We start from the raw sequence: 15,703 nt of genomic DNA on the forward strand, positions 1-15,703 counted from the left end.
TAAAGTATTCTCTTCAACTAACAACGAACAAATAAAAACTAAAATACTCTAAGCCAACTGCCTCAAATCCACTGGAATCAAGCTACTCACCCCAGGTTCCTTCATCGTAACGCCGTACATCACATCCGTAGAAGCCATCGTGCGTTTGTTGTGGGTTACCACGATGAACTGCGAACTGTCGGAGAATTTCCGGATGATGTTGTTGAACTTGTCGATGTTGGCGTCGTCGAGCGGGGCATCTACCTCGTCGAAGATACAGAACGGCGCTGGCTTGAGCAGGTAAATGGCAAACAGCAGGGAAATGGCCGTTAAGGTTTTCTCGCCGCCGGAAAGCTGGTTGATCGTGAGCGGACGTTTGCCTTTCGGGCGCGCCATGATCTCGATCTTCGATTCCGTCGGGTTGCTCGGGTCTACCAGGATCAGGTCGCAGCTGTCGTCTTCGGAGAACAGGCTGCGGAACACGCGGTTAAAGTTCTCCTTGATCTCCAGGAACGACGCCATAAACTTATCCTTCGCCACCGTATCGATCTCCTCAATAGTTTTTACCAGAATTTCCTTCGCGTTCAGCAAATCCTGGCGTTGCGTACGGATGAAGGTATTGCGTTCCTCAATTTCCATATAAGCCTCGGCCGCCATCGGGTTCACCGGACCAATATTGTCGAGCTGCTGCTTTACTGTCTGGATGTTCTTGCTCAGTTCTTCGGTCTCGATTTCCAGCGGCTCTACGGAGTTTTGCAGGTCTTCCGACGTTAAATTAAATTCCGCGGAAAGGCGTTCCAGCACTGCTACCAGTTTCAGCTTGGTTTCGTTTATGGTGTTTTGCATTTGCATCATCAGGTCGTTGCCGAGCTGCTGGTTGCGCTGCATTTCCCTCAGTTGCTTTTCCTTCAGATCTATTTCGCCGCGCAGGGTAAAGTATTGCTTCTCAACTTCTTCCTGTTGCTTGGCAGCGGCATCTTTTTCCGCCATTAAACCAACCAGCGCATCCGAATTTTCTTCTACAAAGGCTTCCGAATTTTCGATCTCGATCTGGGCACGCTCCAGTTCTTCCTGCTGCTGCTGAATTCTTATGGTGCTGTTCTCGAGGTTTTTCTGCTTGTAAATAATTTCCTGCTGCAAACTGCTCAGGCGGTTTTTCAGCTGGTGGTAGGTAATATTCTCCTGGTTGAAAACCGCGTTCAGGTTCCCGATTACTTCGTTTTGCTTGTTAATCTGGTCAGTTAAGTTGCCGATGTTCTCTTCCAGGTTTTCCAGTTCTTCCTTACCGGCTTCCGCTTCGGGGCGCATCTCCTGGAAACGGTAGCGCAGGTCGTTCAGGCGTTCCTGCATTTCTTCTTTCTGCGCCAGCTGGTTTTTGCGGTTCAATAAATACTGTTCCTGCCGGATGCGCACGCCCATCAGTTCCTGCTGCATTTCGGCCACTTTTTTCTCCATTTCGCGTACCGTTTGCGGCGCTAAAGCAGCTTTCAGGTTTTGCAAAACGAGCTGTTTGGTGTTTACCAGGCTTTTCTGCAATTCGGTTTTCTGTTGCAGTTCGGTAAGTTCTTCCGCCAGTTTTTCCAGGTTCTGCGCCCGGCCAATTCTGTTCCCATCGAACAAACCAACCGAACCACCCGAAACCGAAAGCGGTTTTTTAATGATCGAGCCGTCGTTCAGAATGTAAGTGCGTCCGTCGCCGGAAAAGAAACTCGCGTCGTGTTCGTTGCTGATGAACACGTCGTTGAGCATGTAGCGCAGCAGTTCGTCGTATTTCAGATCCGCCGAAACCACTTCGTACGCCGCCACCAGTTTGCCTTCCGAAACCGTCGGTTCCATCTCCATTTCGGCAATTTCCGACAGGATAATGAAGTTGGCGCGCCCTTTATTCTGGTTGTTCAACAGCTGAATGGCCTGCAGCGCATCTTCCGGCGTATCTACCACGAAGAAGTTCATATAAGGCTCCAAATAACTTTCGATCAGGGCTTTATATTCCTGCTGCACCAGAATGAGGTCGGAGAGGAGCGGTGCCGGATTATCCCAATCCTTCGATTTCACCAGGAATTTAATGGCATCCGGAAACCCTTCCAGGTTATCGACCAGCGATTTGGTAAGCTTGTATTGGTTGTTTTTCGAATCGGTTTTGCGGCTCAGTTCGGCTAGTTCCGTTTTTTCGGTTTGAATTTCGATCTCCAGGTTGTTGATGTCGGTGCGGATCTGTTCCTGCTCAGCAATGAATTTTTCCAGCTCCGCATTTTTTTCCGAAAGCTCGAATTGCAGGTCGGCTAAATTCTCTTCGAATTGCCGCGCCACGTCTTCTTCCGAACCCGAAAGTTGGTCCAGTTTCTCGATCTCGTTCTGCAAATTCACGATCTGCACCTGGGCAATTTCCAAGTCCTTGTTCAGGTTGAAAACCGTTTGCTGCTTCGTTTTATACCGCGCCGAAACTTCCTGAAACTGGTTTTGCAGGTTGTTTTTGTAAGTAGTCGCTTCGTTGATATGCACGCGCTGCGCCTGCGTTTGCTCTTCCGCCGCCAGGAAATTTTCCTGCACCGCTTCCACTTCGCCTTCCAGTTGTTCAATGGAGCTTTGCGTCTGGCTCAGGTTTACTTTGTCCTGCGCGAGCTGCTGCTGTAAATTCAGCACGCGTTCTTTCAGATAACCACAACGTTCGCTTTTCAGCTTTATATCGGCTTCTAATTGACGAATTCTGTACGTCTGGTCGTTGATGTTTTTCTGGCTCGCGCTCAGGTTTTGCTGGGTTTCGTCGAGCTGGTTTTTAAGCGCCTGCAGTTGTTCTTCAGTCTGGTTCAGGAGTTCCGAAATGTCGGTTTTCTGCGTACTTTCCTTTTCCAGTTCCTTCTCCAGACGCTCCAGCGTGCTCTGGTGCTGCTCCATGCTGCGGCGTGCATACTCCAGGCTGTATTTTTTATAATCTTCCTTCAGCTTAAAATATTTGTCCGAAATTTTCGCCTGGCGCTCCAGACTTTTCAGGTTTTTCCCGATCTCAAACAGCACGTCTTCCACGCGTTCCAGGTCGGCATCGGTTTCTTCCAGCTTCTTCAGGGTCTGCTTTTTCCGGACCTTGAACTTGGAAATACCGGCCGCTTCTTCGAACAAAGTACGGCGCGAATTTTCCTTGTCGTTCAGAATTTCGTCCACCATTTTCAGCTCAATGATAGCGTAAGAATCGGAGCCGATACCGGTGTCGAGGAACAGGTCGTTGATATCTTTGAGGCGGCAGGTTACGCCGTTGAGCAGGTATTCCGAATCGCCGGAGCGGTGGTAGCGGCGCGTAACCGTAACCTGCGAATATTCGCTCGGCAGAATGCCTTTGTCGTTGTCGAAGGTAAGGGAAACCTCCGCCATTTGCACCGGCTTGCGGTTTTTGGAGCCGTTAAAGATCACGTTCTCCATTTTGTCGGAGCGCAGATTCCGGGTTTTCTGTTCACCCAGCACCCATCTTATCGCGTCCACAATGTTGGATTTTCCGCAACCGTTCGGCCCCACAATTCCGGTAATTCCGTCGTTGAAGTTTAAGGTTACCTTGTCGCCGAAGCTCTTAAATCCTTTAATTTCTAATTTTGATACCTGCATTCTTGTTCAATTTACCCCGCCTAACTGCTAAAACAGGGGAGGGCTTTGGATCGCTTGCTTTGCTGAAGGAGTTTTTTAGGGTTTCTTCCTACTATTTTTTCGTTTCCATTATTTCGACCAGTGGGAGAAATCTACTGAGTAAGGTAGTGCCGTTTATTCAGGCTTTCCAACCAAATTTCGGCGATTTGGCTACGCCTAACCTGCAGTTTCTCCTGACGTCGAGATGACCGAATAATTCAAGTCATTCCGAGCACAAGTGAGTGCGTGAGCACGAAACTTGCGAGCCCAGCTCCGAGGACACTTATGGGGCCATTATCGAATCATGGCTTTATAAGATCCCTCAACTTCGTTCGGGATGACAAAAAATGTGTCTTCAGCAAAACACATTAACTAACAAATTTAAGGTTTTTTCGGGAGAAATAATTCAGAAATTGCTTTGCAATGGGCATTTATCACGTAAAAAACAGTATCTTTTGGGAGCAAAAAAGTAAAGCGGTTTATGGAAGGAATTAAGTTCATAATTTTCGGGCTGGTTGCCGTGGTTTGGTTGGCGATCTGGATCATCCGGATGTTCCGCAATGCTTTTAACCAGCCGGCCGCTAAAGATGTGAAGCCTTTTAAGCCGAAACCGCAGGCTTCGCTGGAAGAGATGATCCGGCAGCACCAGCCAAAAACGGAAGAGGAAATCCTGGAGCGTTCGGTTCCCCGGCCTGCCCGGAGCCTGGAAGTGCCGGAAGGCAGCCGGAGATCATTGGAAACTTTAAAGCCAATGGGGCGCTCTCAGGAAAGTGTTCTGGGCGAAACAACCCGGCAGCGGGAAGATATTGTGCGTAGCCGGAGGGAGCAATTTGGTTATCAGAAAAGAGAGCAGAAACCGGTTTCGGTGTATGCGCAAATGCTCCGGAGTCCGGAAAATGCTCGAAATGCGGTGGTGCTGGCGGAGATTTTGAAGCGGAAGTTTTAGGAAAAATGGTTATACATAGGGCAAATAGATTTTTAAGTTTTATTCTATTTGTAGGCTTCTCAGCTTTCTTTGTGTTCAATTTTATCTATAGTTTAACTCAGGATTTTATTGGTGCTTTATTCCAATTGGGCTTTGCCACTCTTGTCATTTTGCCTTTCATCCTACTTTCATCTATTGTAGTTCAAAAGAATTCCAGATTTAAGAGTAAGCTTAAAATAATTTTAAACAGCTTTCTTCTATTTTTTATTTTACCGGGTTTAATTTTACTCTATTCGGGCGTTTTAAACACCCTTCCATTAATTTTAATAGGGTTTGTAACAATTGGGTTTATTCTATTTTTAAGAAACTTAAATCTGAAATTATTAATAGTTAATATTTTGGGCTTATCTTTTTTCGCTTTTATTATAGGAAAATTATTTATGGTGTATTTGCAACATAGCCTTTACTAAATTTTATAAAAGCCTAAAAATACAACTACGTTAAGTTCACAATACTAGATCACGGATGCGCAGCCACCCAAACTTCCCCATCAGCAAACACTTCTTTTTTCCAGATCGGTACGGTTTCCTTTAGAGTATCGATAAGGTAACGACAGGCATCGAAGGCGGCAGCGCGATGGGCGGCCGAAACGGCAATGATCACGGGAATTTCGCCAACCTGTAAAACACCGGTGCGGTGGTGTACCGAAATTCTATGTATAGGCCATTTTACCAGTGCGTTTTCACAGATCTTCTGCAATTCTTTTATGGCCATGCGTTCGTAGGCTTCAAACTCCAACCGGAGCACTTCTTTGCCTTTGGTAGCGTTGCGCACAGTGCCAATAAATACGTCGATGCCGCCGCAAGCCGGGTCCATTACCCAATCAAGACAGGTTTTAACATCAAGCGGTTTTTCGGATAACTGAATGTCGATCATAGGAAGTTTTAACCGCCACTTACCGGGGGAATGATGGCAATTTCATCGGTGGCAGATAAGGTTTGTCCAGGCTGGGCATATTCGTCGTTTACGGCAATCATATACGAAGCCAATTTTTGTAGCCGGGGGTATTTTGCTTCGAGTTGAGTTTTCAGGCCCGAAACGGTAGCATTTTCCGGAATCTCCACAACGGTCTGCGAACCGCCGAAAATATCGCGGGCAATACCAAAAGCCAGTATTTTCAAATGCATCATTTTTTATAAAGGGTACGCCAGATTTCAATCGAGCTTTATTCATTGCCGTCTGCTAAAGCAGACGGCAATGAAAGTTGGTAATCCAAACCCCGAACCTACTGGTTTTTCTGTAAAATAAAACATTTAAGACTTGCTTACCGTCATTTTCTTATTTAAACCAGGGCAGGTGCTTGAACAAAACCTCCAGACCGGCTACCAAAACCAGCAATGCCGTAAGTCTTCTAACTACCAGCGCATTAAATTTCAAAGTTCCTAAGCGCGAACCGATCTGACCGCCCACAAATACGGCCAGACAAAACAGCCCCAAAAGGCTAGGATCTAAATCCGGGGGCAAATGTAAAAGCTGCCCGGTAATTCCGGCAATAGAATTTACCAGAATAAAAACGCTGGCCGTAGCCGCAATCTTTTTTGAAGTATCCCAGTGCAGCAGGTTAAGCAATGGAGCTAAAAAAATACCGCCGCCAATTCCAACCATACCTGACAGAAACCCAATAGCACCACCTAAAACAGTATTCTGCAAAAAATGGAATTTGTTTTCCGGTGACTGTACTATAGCATTTTCCGGTTTGCTTCGAAACCATAGCAGAATTGCGGCAGCCAATAAACTGAAACCCAGCAGCAGGTAAAAGGTTTCCTTGCTCATCTTGAGCGAGGCTCCCAGGAAAGCCATGGGTACGCTGGTCAGGGTTAAGGGCAGGATCTTTTTCCAGTTAATTTGGCGGTGCCGGATAAAAAAGAAAGTGCCGCCGGTTACCACTATAATATTGCAGCATAAGGCAATAAGCCGCATTTCCTGGAACGGGAGGGCATAAAGCGCCAACACAGCAAGGTAACTGGAGCCGCCCCCGAACCCCACCGAAGCATAAACCAAGGCAATGGTAAAAAAGAACAACAGTAATTCTGGGTGCTGCATTTAAAAAAAGCATAACAAGTCGGAGAACAAGATGGCAGGAAATTTTCGTGAATGGAAATAATGGAGGCAGTTTCCGGAGAAAAGATTTCTGAAAATTAAAAGCATCAGGCTGAAAGGAATTTGGCTGAAGCAGAAAAGGGAATAGGAGTGCACAATTCCGCTTCATTGCCGTCTGCTTTAGCTGACGGGTAAGGAAACCAATATTCGGCTTTAGCCAAACCATTTTATCAAAGGGAATGGTTTTACGCTAAAGTCCATTCAATTTTTATGCCCTTGGAACTGGCTTATTTTTCCCCAATAAACCCTTACCAATTTATCTTTCAGGCTCACTAAAAAATCATTGAAACAATTTTCTTCTAACTGTTCTTTAGGAGTTAAGGGAACGGGTAGAGACGATATCTTCCGGATTTCAGAGCTGGCCCGATACCAATTATTTTCGGAATTTAAAGCCCATAAGTATATGGTTGTAGTTATTACAGGCGCTTCGAGCGGCATTGGCCGGGCAACGGCTCTCAGGTTTGCAGGAAAAGGCTGGTCGGTGGTACTGGCAGCACGGTTTGCTTCCGGGTTGAAAGAAGTGGCCGAAGAGTGCCGGCAATTGGGAGGGCAGGCACTGGCTGTTCCTACCGATGTAGCTCAGGAAAATGAAGTAGATGCTCTGGCGGAAGCGGCGATAGCAACCTTCGGGGGCTTCGATGTATGGGTGAACAATGCGGCCGTTGGCTTGTTTGGGCGCTTCGAAGAGATCCCGATGGAAGACATCCGGCAGCTGATGGAAATAAATGTTTACGGGTATATTTACGGGGCAAGGGCAGCGATCAGGCATTTTAGAGAGACGGGCGAAGGCACTTTGATCAATATTTCTTCCATGGTTGCGTTGGTAGGGCAACCGTTCAGCCTTCCGTATTCCATCAGCAAGTTTGCCGTTCGTGGCCTGAGCATCAGCCTGACCCAGGAGCTGGCCGATCAGAAGAATATTCACGTTTGCTGTGTTTCCCCGGCCGTGATCGATACCCCGATTTTTCAGCATGCGGCCAATTACATGGGGCAGGCGGTGCAGCCCCCCAAGCCCGTTATTCCGGCCGAAGATGTAGCCAAAGCCATTTACAAGCTTACCAAAAATCCAAGGGAAGAGGTGATTGTCGGTACCATGGCGAAACTTATGAAAGCCCAGCGATTGACCTTGCCGGCCGATCTTTTCGATGAAATGCACCAGAAACTTGTCCGCGACCAGCACTTTCAGAAGCGCGAAAGTAAACCGTCTGAGGGTAATTTGTTTTCGCCTATTACCAACTGGAACCGGATAGATGGCGGTTGGATAAAAACCAAACCTAAAAAAATGAATAGAAAAAGGGTTAGTAATACTGCCAGAAATGCCTCGCTCTGGGGAACCTTGTTGCTTGCCGGGGCTTCCGTGGCAGCCGCCTGGATTGCCAGAGGTTCTTAAACTTTCGATGGGAATGGCTTCGTTTAATCAGATTTGAAGCTATTTCAAGATAGGTGTCATGTTGAGAGTACAAGTGAATGCGAAACTTACCAGCGTAGCGCTGAAACAACTCGTCGGCTATTGGTAAGGCTGATTAATCTAGCTCGGGTGCTGAGAGCCGACGAGGTCCTTCGCGATCGCTCAGGATGACACCTGTTTTTAAGATAGCTTCTACTAAAACTGAACGGATGCTTCAGGTTGGCTCCCGGAAATTTTTTAAGCTTTCGGGAGATATTTTGTTCCGGTGGAAGCGAAAAGAAGGGGCATAAAAAGCAGGAATTACAAAGACCGTTTATTTATTTTAATGCAACCAAGGCGTTGCCTTAGGCCTTGTTTTTCCCTTTCCGGGTTCTTTTTTCCAGCACCGCGATCCGTTCATCAAATTGCTGCCGGAGTTCCGGAATAAAGGTTAATGGATTATCGTAAGTTTTCAACACTTCAAAAAGCTGGGAGGTTTTTATTTCGTTCAGAGCCGCAAGTAATTCCTGTTGTTTTTTCTGCAGGTAATCAAGAAGGGCTTCCGGATTAGCAACTGTTTCCGGTTTATAAGGCACGTGGCTCATGGCATTACCGCTGATGATGTGCTCGTAAAAGCCCTGCAATTCTTCCAGGTCGCCGGCGTCGTAAATTGCATTCAGTTGCACGGTTAAAGCGTTGGCTCTGTCGGAAATTTCAGGTTCTTCATTGGTAAATTTATCGGGGTGCACCTGGCGGATGGCTTCTTTGTACAGCCGCTTCAGTTCCTGTTCATCTGGCTTAGCCGCTTTTTCCGCGCTTTGAATACCGTTATCGGAGCGTCTTAATTCTTTTGGCTCGCGGTAATTTTGGCCTTTCTTTTTCTGCTCAAGCCGCTTCGCTTTTTTTGCCGCTTTCTGCTTTTTATACAGGTCGGTCAGTTCCCTTATCCGGATAATTTGCCCTTGGAGCTGTTGCCGGATCTGGGTAGTAAAGGTGTTGAGTTCGGTTTCCGCGCTTAGCAGTTCTTTTTCCAGAATAGCAATTTCGTTTTCCAGCGCTGCTATTCTTTTGTCGGCTTGCGGGGTTGGTTTGTAAAGTTCACGGGACATAAAGAATTGCTGCTTTGGAAAGGTCGTTTGCTTGAAAGGAACCCGGTTTTTTAGTTATTTTTCTACCATTTTTAGAAACTACCCTTTAAAAAAGAATGTCCTGTTGAGCGGCAGCGAAACATCTCGTCGGCGTAATCCAGTGCTGTTATGGCAAGCGTTCCTGCAACGAGCCAACGAGGTCCTTCGCTGGCGCTCAGGAGGACAAGTGTATTTAAAAGGGAATTTCTAGTCAGTTCGAAAGCCCAAAATTACCGGTTTGTAAACGAAAAATCCGCTGAAGCAGGTATTGAATTTTCTGCAGCAGCGGATTTTGCCTAAATTCTCTTCTATTCCTGGCCGGGCTAATTTTGAGTTTCCGGGGTTTTAAGCGTAATCGTTTCCGGATCGGGAAGGGTGATAAAACTTTTTATTAAAGCTACTCCGGCAGCATTACCCAGTGTAATTTCAGTTTCGGCAAAGGTGAACAGGGCGGGGTAGGTATCCGGCAGCGAAACTTGTGGCAGGGTAATAACCGGAAATTCCGCGCGTCTTAATAATTCAGAAGTTACTTTTCCGGCTCCTTCTTTTAGGCGTTTTCCGGCACCGGTCCAACCCAGTACTACCAGGTCGGCCTTTACTTTTGGAACCAGAGCTAGGGTTTCCTCCACCGGAAAACCGGGCTTCAGGATGCGGGTTACGGAAATGCCGTAGGTTTTATGCAGCTCATGGGCCAACCGGTCTATTTTCTCCTGCACCTCGTGCTCCAGTAATTCCGGATCGGCCCAGATGGTTTCTTCTTCCAGTAAGACGGCCGGGTGATAGGCATGGAACAAGATTAACCGGGCACTGGCTTGCCGGGCGAGCGCTCCGGCAAAGAGGGCCGCCTCGTGGGCATTCGGCGAGAAATCCGTACAAACAAGAATATTTTTCATGGTTCGAACTCACTTTATTTTCAACAAAGCCATTCAAAAGCATTTCGTACTTGTCTTTGTCAGAAGAATTGCTTTCTTTGAATTTCAGAGGACCTGCTATATTTCAGGACTTTACAAAATTACGACCCCAAGGTAGTTTTTCTGATGACGGCTACTAAGGCGAAGGGTGATTTTTATCATTAATTTGCCGGCAGGAGTAACTACCTTTGCGTATTAGGAACAGTACCATTTTCTTATTAAAAACTGTTGGAAAAACCAGAATCTAACTTTGAGCAGGAACTCGACAACCAGTCGCGCCTGAAAGCAATAATCGATACGGCCATCGACGGCATCATCACCATTGATGCGCACGGCATTGTCGAAACCGTGAACCCGGCGGCGGCCCGCATTTTCGGCTACCACCCGGAAGAAATAATCGGCAACAACATTAAAATGCTGATGCCGGAACCCGATAAAAGTCAGCACGACCAGTACATCGAAAACTACCACCGCACCGGTATCGGCAAGATCATCGGCAAAGGGCGCGAAGTGATCGGTCTGAAAAAAGATGGTACCAAATTCCCCTTCCTGCTCAGCATCAGCGAAGTGAAGCTTAAAAACAAGCAGATCTTCACCGGCATTGTGCACGACATTACCAATCTGAAACGCGCTGAAGAAGCGCTCCGCGAAAGCGAGAACAAGATCAATTCCATTATCCAGGCAGCCGTAGACGGTATTATCACCATCGATTCGGGCGGCATCATGGAAATGGTTAATCCGGCGGCAGCCAAGCTTTTTGGTTACCAGGCCGAAGAATTACTCGGCAAAAGTATAAACATGCTCATGCCGGAACCCGATAAAAGCCGCCACGACGGCTACATGCACAACTACGAAACAACGGGTAAAAAGAAAATTATCGGCATTGGGCGGGAGGTTACCGGCTTACGAAAAGACGGTTCTACGTTTCCGTTTTTCCTGAGCGTGAGCGAGGCCCGGGTGCAGGGGCGGCGTTTGTATACCGGCTTCGTGCACGATATTACCAAGCAGAAACTGAACGAGGAAAGGCTTCGCCGCTACGCCGCCGAACTGGAACGGAGCAACATGGAGCTGCAGGATTTTGCCTACGTTTCTTCCCACGACCTGCAGGAGCCCTTGCGCAAGATCCAGGCTTTCGGCGACCGCCTGATGATGAAGGAAAAAGAAAACCTGAGCGAACAAGGCAAAGATTACGTAGACCGCATGCTGAACGCAGCTTCGCGCATGCAGAACTTAATTAACGACCTGCTTTCATTTTCACGGCTTACCACCCAATCCAAACCCTTCGTACAAGTAAACCTCGATCAGGTGGTTTCGGAAGTGCTTTCGGATCTGGAAATTTCCATCGAGAAAACCCATGCCGAAATAATCCGGTCTCCGTTGCCAACCATAGAGGCCGACCCGACCCAGATGCGCCAGCTATTCCAGAACCTGATCAGCAACGCCATTAAATTCCGGAAGGAAAACGAAAACCCGGTCATTAATATTTACGCAAAGCACCACCAGAAAAAAGCCCACTTAACGGCCACGCCCGGCGACGAAGTCACCCAGATCTATATCGAGGATAACGGTATCGGTTTCGACGAAAAATACCTTGACCGCATCTTCAATATTTTCCAGCGCCTGGAAGGCCAGAAATACGAAGGCTCTGGCATTGGCTTGGCCATCTGCCGTAAAATTGCCATCCGGCATGGCGGCGACATTACAGCCAATAGCCAGGCCGGCGTAGGCACCCGTTTTATAATAACCTTAGCGCTGAAACAGCCGAAACTCGAACAAATTCCTGCTTTATGAGCCCCAAACAAAAATCCATCGTAATCCTGATCGCCGACGACGATGCCGAAGACCGCATGCTGGTAAAAGACGCCCTGGACGAAGGCCGCCTGAAAAACGATATCCACTTTGTAGAAAACGGCGAAGAGCTGATCGACTATTTGCATAACCGCGGCCGCTTCGCCGATAAAGAAAAGTTTCCGACGCCCGGCCTCATTCTGCTCGATCTGAACATGCCGAAAAAAGACGGTCGGGAGGCATTAAAGGAGATCAAAAATGATCCGCACCTTCGCCTAATTCCGGTGGTGGTGCTTACCACGTCCAAAGCCGAAGAAGACATTCTCCGTACTTACGACATGGGTGTAAGCTCCTTCATTACCAAACCCGTAACGTTCACTGCCCTGGTAGATGTAATGAAAACCCTGAGCAAATACTGGTTCGAAATTGTTGAGCTCCCGAAGATTGATTAAATCTTTAGATTTGAAAATTGAAAATTTGAAGATTTGGAAAAGGAGCGGAAATGATAGGGTTTTGGGTTGAAAAAGTCAGAACTATTTAATTGTAAAGGTGAAGAAAAATCTAATAATTCTATCCGTTTTACTGCTTTTGAGTTTCTTATCCTGTCAGACGAATGAAAGCATTCAAAAGGAGAAGAAAATTAGAAAGGTAGATTTCCAAGGGAAGAATTATTTAATTACTGAAGTTGATAGTTCCGCTAATATCCTATTGGAGTCTGATGAATTTTCAGGTGTAATTTTTTCAAAGGATTACAAAGTTTATGGCCACTTTTTCCCCTGGATCTCAAGGAATGATTCAAAGGAGAAAATAGTGATCCGCTTTAACCCTGTACTAGGAGATATTGTTGCGGCAGAAAGGATCTTAAAAAGATGCATTGAAATAGATAAAATTGATGCGGATGGATTGGAAATTTATGAAGGTAAAATTTATGACCTTCCCAATTACTACCGGCAATATTTCGGGGCTATCAATGAAAATGATGAAAAGATTATTTGGGTTAACTGTTTTTTAAAACCAAGTAATCTTACAAAAGGATTTAACATTCATCAGGACTGGAAAGTAAATTCAGTTGAAGTACAAGATGGAGGTAAAGCTTATTTTAATATTGAAATAAATATTACATCTGGTAAGTGCTACAATTTCTTTAGGAATTCCATAGGAGGATAAAATTTTAATATTTTTCTTACATTAACGAATTCCTTTCAGTACCAAAACTCAAAATAAAGAAGCAAAAAAGCTCCCCTCCTTAAAAAAGGAGGGGTTGGGGGTGGTTGTATTTCCAAGTAGTCTAAAAACTACTGCTCGGTTTAGAAACAGAATTAAAAAGTCTCCTTTTCAAGGAGGGGTTGGGGGTGGTTAAAAACTTTCGCCTGCTATCACCACAAAATCAGAATGCCGGATAAAATTAAAATACTGCTGGTAGACGACGACGAAGATGATTACATCATCACCCGGGATATTATTGACGATATTCCGGCCCGGAATTACCGCATCGACTGGACACCTTCCTTCAGCGAAGCCTTAGAGCTGATCGCCCAGCGCCGGCACGACATTTACCTGGTAGATTACCGCCTCGGCGCCCACGACGGCCTGGAGTTAATTACCCGCGCCCTGGAAACCGGCTGCACCGCGCCCTTTATTCTCCTCACCGGCCAGAGCGACCGCGAAACCGACGAAAAGGCCATGCGTCTGGGTGCTTCCGATTACCTTGTGAAAGGCACCATCAGCCCGAACGAACTCGAACGTTCCATCCGCTACAGCATCGAGCATGCTAAGAGTTTAGAGGAAATTCAGAAGCTGAACACCGAACTGGAGCAGCGCGTAGAAGACCGAACCCACGAACTGGCCGAAGCCATTAAAAAGCTCGAAAAATCGAACCGGAGTTTGCAGGAAGCGCAGCGGGAAATCCGCAAAGCGTTGCAGAAAGAAAAAGAGTTGCACGAGCTGAAAAGCCGGTTTGTAACCATCGCCTCGCACGAGTTCCGCACGCCGCTTAGCACGGTGCTTTCTTCGGCTTCGCTCATCGGTAAATACAAAACCACCGAAGACGACGACAAGCGCCAGAAACACGTAGACCGGATCAAGTCGGCGGTGAGCAATTTAACCAGTATTCTGAACGATTTCCTGAGCATCAGCCGCATCGAGGAAGGCAAAATTTACAACGTTCCTACTAGCTTTAACCTGGAAGTTTTCTGCCTCGAGGTTACCGACGAAATGCAGGGGTTTGTGAAGCAGGGGCAGCAGATCCAGTATCAGCATTTCGGCAGCCAGAAAACCATAAATCTCGACAAGCAGCTGCTCAAAAATATCCTGCTTAACCTGCTTTCCAATGCGAGTAAATATTCGGCCGAAGGCAAGACCATTTTCTTTACCACCGAGATCGCCGAAAATAAAATTCAGATAAAAGTGAAAGACGAAGGCATCGGCATTCCGGACGCCGACAAAGCGCATTTGTTCGATCCGTTTTTCCGGGCGCAAAACGTAACCAACATCCAGGGAACCGGCCTCGGCCTGAACATCGTTAAACGCTACGTAGACATTATGGGTGGCACGTTGAGCTACGAAAGCGAACTCGACCAGGGCACCACCTTCATTATTAATTTTCCGCACGCACCTAACCTATGAAAAAGATCCTCCTTATTGAAGACAACCAGGAAATCCGCGAGAACATTGCCGAAATCCTTACCCTTGCCAACTACCAGGTAGCCGAGGCCGAAAACGGTAAGGTAGGCGTGGAAAAAGCCAAAAAGGAACACCCGGACCTCATCATTTGCGACATCATGATGCCCCAGCTCGACGGTTACGGCGTGCTGCACATGCTGGGCAAAGATCCGGCAACGTCTTCCATTCCCTTCATTTTCCTTACTGCTAAATCTGAAAAAGACGATTTCCGCAAAGGCATGAACCTGGGTGCCGACGACTACCTGGTAAAACCTTTCGACGATCTGGAACTGCTGGATGCGGTGGAAATGCGTTTGAAAAAGAACGAAATTCTGAAGGCTGAATTCAAAAAAGACCTTGATGGCCTGAACGAATTTATTGAAGAAGCCCGCGGCCTGGAAGACCTGAACAAGTATATTTCAACAGACCGGAAAGTCTCGGTTTTCAAGAAAAAACAGTACCTTTTTTCCGAAGGAAACTACCCGAACGCGCTGTATTTTCTGAGCAAGGGAAAAGTGAAAACGTTCAAGACAAACGAAGAAGGCCGCGAGTTCATCACCGACCTGTACAAAGACGGCGACTTCATCGGCTACCTCGATTTACTCGAAGATAAAACCTACCGCGAATCCGCCGTAGCGCTGGAAGATTCCGAGATCTGCATCATTCAGAAAGACGACTTCTTTTCCCTCATCCACAACAACCGCGACGTCGCCAACAAGTTCATCAAGATCCTTTCCGGCAACTTGGCCGACCGCGAAGAACGTCTCATTAAACTGGCCTACAATTCAGTGCGCAAACGCGTAGCCGAAGCCCTGCTTTTGGTAGCCAAACAATACGAACAGGCGCCGGAAAAGAAAACCGAAATGAGCATTTCCCGCGAGAACCTGGCCAGCATCGTAGGCGCCTCCAAAGAAGCCGTTATCCGCACTCTCGCCGATTTCAAAGATGAAAAACTGGTAGACCTCAGCGGCAGCAAGATCACCATCCTGAACCAGGATAAACTGGCGAAGATGCGGAATTAACCTTCAGGTTTTACTGGCTAAAATGGTAATGTTTTAGGCGGTAAAAGTAGCTTCAAAAGCCATTAGCGAATCGTAGCGTAGGGTTTAAACCCTACGCTACGATTCGCTAATGGCTTTTTTATATTTTGTCA

13 protein-coding genes are annotated in these 15,703 nt (G+C 46.9%); 7 read left to right on the forward strand and 6 right to left on the reverse strand.

What is annotated here, in order from left to right:
• Positions 1 to 48: 48 nt before the first annotated feature.
• Positions 49 to 3,573, reverse strand: a complete 3,525-nt coding sequence (smc, locus tag F0P94_RS02380) for a chromosome segregation protein SMC (protein WP_150902092.1) — start codon at positions 3,571 to 3,573, stop codon at positions 49 to 51.
• 499 nt (positions 3,574 to 4,072) lie between these two features.
• Here smc and F0P94_RS02385 point away from each other — a divergent pair, with 499 nt between their 5' ends.
• A complete protein-coding gene (locus tag F0P94_RS02385) occupies positions 4,073 to 4,537 on the forward strand; it encodes a hypothetical protein (RefSeq protein WP_150902093.1) in 465 nt (154 codons plus the stop codon).
• Between the two features lie 498 nt (positions 4,538 to 5,035).
• Here the strand turns inward: F0P94_RS02385 and F0P94_RS02390 are convergent, their stop codons facing one another.
• The 3 genes from F0P94_RS02390 to F0P94_RS02400 form a co-directional block, all read right to left on the reverse strand.
• Positions 5,036 to 5,452, reverse strand: a complete 417-nt coding sequence (locus F0P94_RS02390) for a molybdenum cofactor biosynthesis protein MoaE (RefSeq protein ID WP_150902094.1) — start codon at positions 5,450 to 5,452, stop codon at positions 5,036 to 5,038.
• Between the two features lie 8 nt (positions 5,453 to 5,460).
• Complete coding sequence (locus F0P94_RS02395) at positions 5,461 to 5,706, reverse strand: MoaD/ThiS family protein (protein ID WP_225307097.1); 246 nt, start codon at positions 5,704 to 5,706, stop codon at positions 5,461 to 5,463.
• 148 nt (positions 5,707 to 5,854) lie between these two features.
• Positions 5,855 to 6,619 carry a sulfite exporter TauE/SafE family protein gene (locus F0P94_RS02400; protein ID WP_150902095.1) on the reverse strand — a complete coding sequence of 255 codons (765 nt, stop codon included), beginning with the start codon at positions 6,617 to 6,619 and terminating at the stop codon, positions 5,855 to 5,857.
• 460 nt (positions 6,620 to 7,079) lie between these two features.
• Here F0P94_RS02400 and F0P94_RS02405 point away from each other — a divergent pair, with 460 nt between their 5' ends.
• On the forward strand, positions 7,080 to 8,066 hold the full coding sequence (locus F0P94_RS02405) for an SDR family oxidoreductase (protein WP_150902096.1): 987 nt from the start codon (positions 7,080 to 7,082) through the stop codon (positions 8,064 to 8,066).
• Between the two features lie 362 nt (positions 8,067 to 8,428).
• Here the strand turns inward: F0P94_RS02405 and F0P94_RS02410 are convergent, their stop codons facing one another.
• Positions 8,429 to 9,172, reverse strand: coding sequence for a J domain-containing protein (locus F0P94_RS02410; RefSeq protein WP_150902097.1), 744 nt, complete (start codon positions 9,170 to 9,172; stop codon positions 8,429 to 8,431).
• A gap of 341 nt (positions 9,173 to 9,513) precedes the next feature.
• Positions 9,514 to 10,083 carry a universal stress protein gene (locus F0P94_RS02415; protein ID WP_150902098.1) on the reverse strand — a complete coding sequence of 190 codons (570 nt, stop codon included), beginning with the start codon at positions 10,081 to 10,083 and terminating at the stop codon, positions 9,514 to 9,516.
• A 246-nt stretch (positions 10,084 to 10,329) separates the two neighbouring features.
• On the opposite strand from F0P94_RS02415, the gene F0P94_RS02420 reads away from it, so the two are divergent.
• From F0P94_RS02420 to F0P94_RS02440, 5 genes are all read left to right on the forward strand, one after another.
• Entirely contained in the window at positions 10,330 to 11,892 is a 1,563-nt protein-coding gene (locus tag F0P94_RS02420) for a PAS domain-containing sensor histidine kinase (RefSeq protein WP_150902099.1), read from the forward strand.
• Entirely contained in the window at positions 11,889 to 12,341 is a 453-nt protein-coding gene (locus tag F0P94_RS02425) for a response regulator (protein ID WP_150902100.1), read from the forward strand. Before F0P94_RS02420 ends, F0P94_RS02425 begins: the two co-directional genes overlap by 4 nt.
• A 97-nt stretch (positions 12,342 to 12,438) precedes the next feature.
• Positions 12,439 to 13,056: a hypothetical protein gene (locus F0P94_RS02430; protein ID WP_150902101.1), complete on the forward strand. Its 618-nt coding sequence runs from the start codon at positions 12,439 to 12,441 to the stop codon at positions 13,054 to 13,056.
• A 225-nt stretch (positions 13,057 to 13,281) separates the two neighbouring features.
• A complete protein-coding gene (locus F0P94_RS02435) occupies positions 13,282 to 14,514 on the forward strand; it encodes an ATP-binding protein (RefSeq protein ID WP_150902102.1) in 1,233 nt (410 codons plus the stop codon).
• On the forward strand, positions 14,511 to 15,572 hold the full coding sequence (locus tag F0P94_RS02440; protein WP_150902103.1) for a response regulator: 1,062 nt from the start codon (positions 14,511 to 14,513) through the stop codon (positions 15,570 to 15,572). Before F0P94_RS02435 ends, F0P94_RS02440 begins: the two co-directional genes overlap by 4 nt.
• Positions 15,573 to 15,703: the final 131 nt, after the last annotated feature.

It is taken from the genome of Adhaeribacter soli (genome assembly GCF_008727925.1).
In the GTDB taxonomy this organism is placed as follows: Bacteria; Bacteroidota; Bacteroidia; order Cytophagales; family Hymenobacteraceae; genus Adhaeribacter_A; species Adhaeribacter_A soli.